The organism is Actinomycetota bacterium (assembly GCA_036280995.1).
Taxonomy (GTDB): Bacteria; Actinomycetota; CALGFH01; order CALGFH01; family CALGFH01; genus CALGFH01.
In genome coordinates this window covers 1-3,819 of sequence record DASUPQ010000844.1, presented here as the reverse complement: position 1 = coordinate 3,819, position 3,819 = coordinate 1, and the positions used below count along the sequence as shown (strand labels likewise).

Annotated in this window: 4 protein-coding genes; all 4 read left to right on the top strand. The window is 74.6% G+C overall.

Annotation, left to right across the window (positions count from 1 at the left end; all coding sequences use genetic code 11):
* On the top strand, positions 1–472 hold a 472-nt coding region (locus VF468_28215; GenBank protein ID HEX5882169.1), incomplete at its 5' end, for an ATP-binding cassette domain-containing protein.
* A 22-nt stretch (positions 473–494) separates the two neighbouring features.
* On the top strand, positions 495–764 hold the full coding sequence (locus VF468_28210; GenBank protein ID HEX5882168.1) for a hypothetical protein: 270 nt from the start codon (positions 495–497) through the stop codon (positions 762–764).
* A complete protein-coding gene (locus VF468_28205) occupies positions 761–3,280 on the top strand; it encodes an FtsX-like permease family protein (protein HEX5882167.1) in 2,520 nt (839 codons plus the stop codon). Before VF468_28210 ends, VF468_28205 begins: the two co-directional genes overlap by 4 nt.
* A gap of 27 nt (positions 3,281–3,307) precedes the next feature.
* Positions 3,308–3,819: hypothetical protein (locus VF468_28200; GenBank protein ID HEX5882166.1), on the top strand; the 512-nt coding region annotated here is incomplete at its 3' end.

The following is a 3,819-nucleotide window of genomic DNA, read 5'->3' as shown; positions in this document are numbered from 1 at the left end:
CGACCGCATCGGCGTGGTGTTCCAGGCCTACAACCTGCTGCCCACCCTCACCGTCGCCGAAAACGTCCGGCTGCCCCTGGCGCTGGCGGGGCGCAAGCCGGACCCGGCCTGGCTGGAACACCTGGTCGCCTCCCTCGGCCTGGTCTCCTGGCTCGGCCGCCGGCCGGCGGAGCTGTCCAGCGGGCAGCAGCAACGCGTCGCGGTCGCTCGGGCGCTGGTCACCAGGCCGGCGCTGCTCTTGGCCGACGAGCCCACCGGCGCGCTCGACTCGGCCACCGGCGCAGACCTGCTCGCTCTGTTGCAAGCCACCTGCCGCGACACCGGCCAGACGATGGTGATGGTGACCCACGACCCCCGGGCAGCCTCCTACGCGCAGCGGATCGTGTTCCTCGCCGACGGCCGGGTGACCGGTGAGCTGACCGACCCGACCCCCGACACCGTCCTGGACCGCATCCGACGGCTGGAACGCTGAGCGACCACGAGAAGGAACCGCGATGGACCACCCACCCGACCCCCGCGACGCCCACCGAGCGAAGCACCGGCCCGGCAGAGCCGTCCTCATCCTGGCCATCCTGGCCGGCTGCGCGGCAGCCCTGGTCGCCCTCCTTGTCCTGATCTCGACCACGGAGCCGCCCGTCGATGGGCCAAGCGCGCCGGTGCTCGCGGTCGCCATGGTCGCCGCGCCGGTCGTCGTCGCGGTGGTCCTCATCGCTCGCGTCCTGGGCCGCGGGCCTGCCCGTGACGACGACGAGCTGCTGCCGTGAACGGCGCCGGCGCCGTGTGGGTCCTGGCTGGTACGGCGATGTGGGCCCACAAGGCCCGCTTGACGCTGTCGGTCCTGGCCGTGGTGCTGGGGGTGGCGTTCATTGCTGGGACGCTGCTGCTCACCGACAGCCTGACCGCCGGCGTTGCCAATCTCGCCCCCCGGCGAGCGACGGCGACCGTGCGCGCCATCTCCTCATTGGAGGGGGAGTCCCGTTCCGCGCTGCCGGCCGACCTGCCGGCGCGTCTGCGCCGCCTGGGCGGGGTCCGGGCCGCGGCCGGCAAGGTCCTGGGTGGGGTCCAGCTCAGGCCCGTGACCGGCAGCGTGAGGGGCCCGTCGCTCGCCCTGTCGTGGCCCGAGGACGCCTCACTCTCCCCCTTGGAGCTCGTCGCCGGCCAGCCGCCAGGCGCCGGCGAGGCGGCCGTGAGCGCGGGGTTCGCGCGCAGCGACCACGTCGGTGTGGGCGACGAGGTCCAGGCGGCCACCGGCCAGGGCACGACCGAGCTGCGCGTGAGTGGGATCGTGCGGGTCAACGGGACCGACGGCGCCGGACCGGCCTCGCTGGTGGTGTTCGACCTGGCGACCGCGCGTCGGCTGCTCGGCGTCCGGGGCTACAGCTCGGTCGACGTGCTCGCCGCGCCGGATGCGCTGATGCCCGGGCCGCTGGCCAGCCTTGTCGCCGACCGGTTGGAGGTGGTCGATCCGCGCCGTGCCGTCCAGGACGACAGCGCCGGGGTGAGCGACTTTCTCGGGGCCGTGGCCGGGGTCCTGCGCGGCTTCGGCGTGCTCGCGCTGGCGGTTGGCTCGTTCCTGATCTTCAACACCCTGTCGATGCTGGCCGCCCTGCGGGCCCGCGAGTTCGGGCTGCTCCGGGTCGTCGGCGTCACGCCGCGGCAGCTCGGCCTGCTGGTGGTCTCCGAGGCCGCCGTCGTCGGCGCCGTGGCGTCCCTGGTCGGCCTCGCCGTGGGGGTCGGCGCTGCGGCCGGCCTGCTGACCTGGCTGGCCAGCAAGGATCTGCTCCCGCCCGGGCTGGCGCCGAAGTGGGCGACGCTCGGGTTCGCCGTCGTGATGGGAACCGCCGTGGCGGTCGCGGCGTCGCTGCCGGCTGCGCTCCGCGCCGGCCGGACGCCGCCGCTGCGTACGCTCCGGGACGGGACTGCGACCTCGTCCCGGCCGCTGGCGCGGGCCGCGGTGGCCGTTGCCGTCGCCGTCGGCGGCGCCGCGCTGGTCCTCGGCGGGATGTCGACCGCCCATGGCGGTTGGGTCGTCGGCGGGGCCGGGCTGTGCCTCGTCGCCCTCGTGGTGGGGCTTCCGGTGGTCGTGGGTGGGCTGGCCAGACCGCTGCGTCGCATCGGCCCCTGGTTGGGGATCACCGTCCGGTTGGGCGCCGAGAACGCCACCCGCAACCAGCGGCGCACCGGCGCCACGGTGGCGGCGCTGATCGTCGCCGTGGCCACGGTTACGGCCGTCGCCTGCTACGCGACCTCGTGGCAGGCCGCGACGTCCGCGGCCCTGACCGGCAGCGTGCACGCCGACCTCATCGTCCGACACGGCACCGCCGTGGGCCAGGAGTCCACCTTCGACCCTACGGTCGCCGCGAACCTGCGCACCGTGACGGGCATCCGCCAAGTGGTGGAGGTCCGCACCGGCCGAGCCCGCGTCCAGGGCGCCGAGACCGCCATCGACGCGGTCGACCCCGACGCCATCGGGCAGGTCCTGCGGCTGCGGCTGCGCACCGGCAGCCTCGCCGAGCTGGGCCACGCCACGGTGCTGGTCTCGGCCGGGCAGGCACGGCGGCACGCCGTCAAGGCCGGGGACATGATGACGGTCGAGCTGCCTCGAACCGGCCCCGCTCCCTACCGCATCGCGGGCGTGTACGACGACACGCCACTGCTCGCCGGCTACCTGCTGGACCTGGGCACCTACGCCGCCGGGTACGGGCGGCAGCGGACCAACGCCGCCTACCTGCTCACCGACCCGGGCCTCGACCTCAGCGACCAGGGTCCGCTGCTGCGCGGCGACGGGACCGGCAGCGTGGGGCGCGTGCTGAAGCGCTACCAGAACCTCGGCGTCCACACCGTCGGCGACCACCTCGCCAACCTGCAAGAGGAAGCGGCGTTCCGCAGCACCCTGCTGCAGGGGCTGGTGTGGTTCGTGACGCTGATCGCGCTGCTCGGGGTGGCCAACACCCAGGCCCTATCGGTCGTCGAACGCATCCGCGAGATCGGTCTGCTGCGGGCCATCGGCATGCAGCCAAGGCAGGTCACCCGGATGCTCCGGACGGAGACCCTGGTGGTCGGGCTGCTCGGCGCGACCCTCGGCGTGCTCGCCGGCCTGGCCGCCGCCTGGCTGGCGGTGCGCACGCTGTCGGGCTTCCCCGGTGCCGGGCTGGCCGTGTCGGCCAGCGGCCTGCTCGGCACCGTGCTCGTCGCGGTCGCCGCCTCGGTCCTGGCCGCCCGCATGACCGCACGCCACGCCACCCGCATCAACGTGCTGCGCGCGATCGCCACCGAGTAGGGCTGGTGGCCGTCCTATGATCGGGTCGTGAATCGCCAGACTTCCTCCGCCGGCAGCGACCTGCCGACGCTGCCACCCCGCCAGCCGGGCTCCCGGGTGCGGTCGGGCTGGGTGGTGCTGCTCGGCTGTGCCGGCATCGCGGTCTTCGCCGGGTTTCTGTGGCTGGTCGAGCACACCACGCCCCCGCCCCTGCCGGTGCTGGTCGTCATGGTCCTGGCGGTTGTCGGGCTGGTGGTCGGCCCGTGGGCGTACCTGGCCGCCAGGCGACTGGCGGGCGAGCCTGAAGCGGGCCGTATCCTGCGGCGCATCCTGGCCGTCGGCGGAGCGCTGGCCGGTGCCGGGGTGGTGGCCGCCGCCGCCATCACCATCTCCGGGACAGGGGAACCCGGCACGGCCGGGGCCGTGGCCATGTTCTCGATCCTCGTCGCTGGGCTGCTGGCCTTGGTCGGGGTGGTGGTGTTCCCTTGGCTGTTCCTGCTCACCCGCACCGTGACCCGCGAGCGCGCCGCCCGGGTACGCGCTGAGGAGCGCGCCGAGGT

Coding starts and splice junctions, on each gene's coding strand:
- VF468_28210 (HEX5882168.1), top strand. CDS start 495: ATGGACCACCCACCCGACCCCCGCGACGCCCACCGAGCGAAGCACCGG.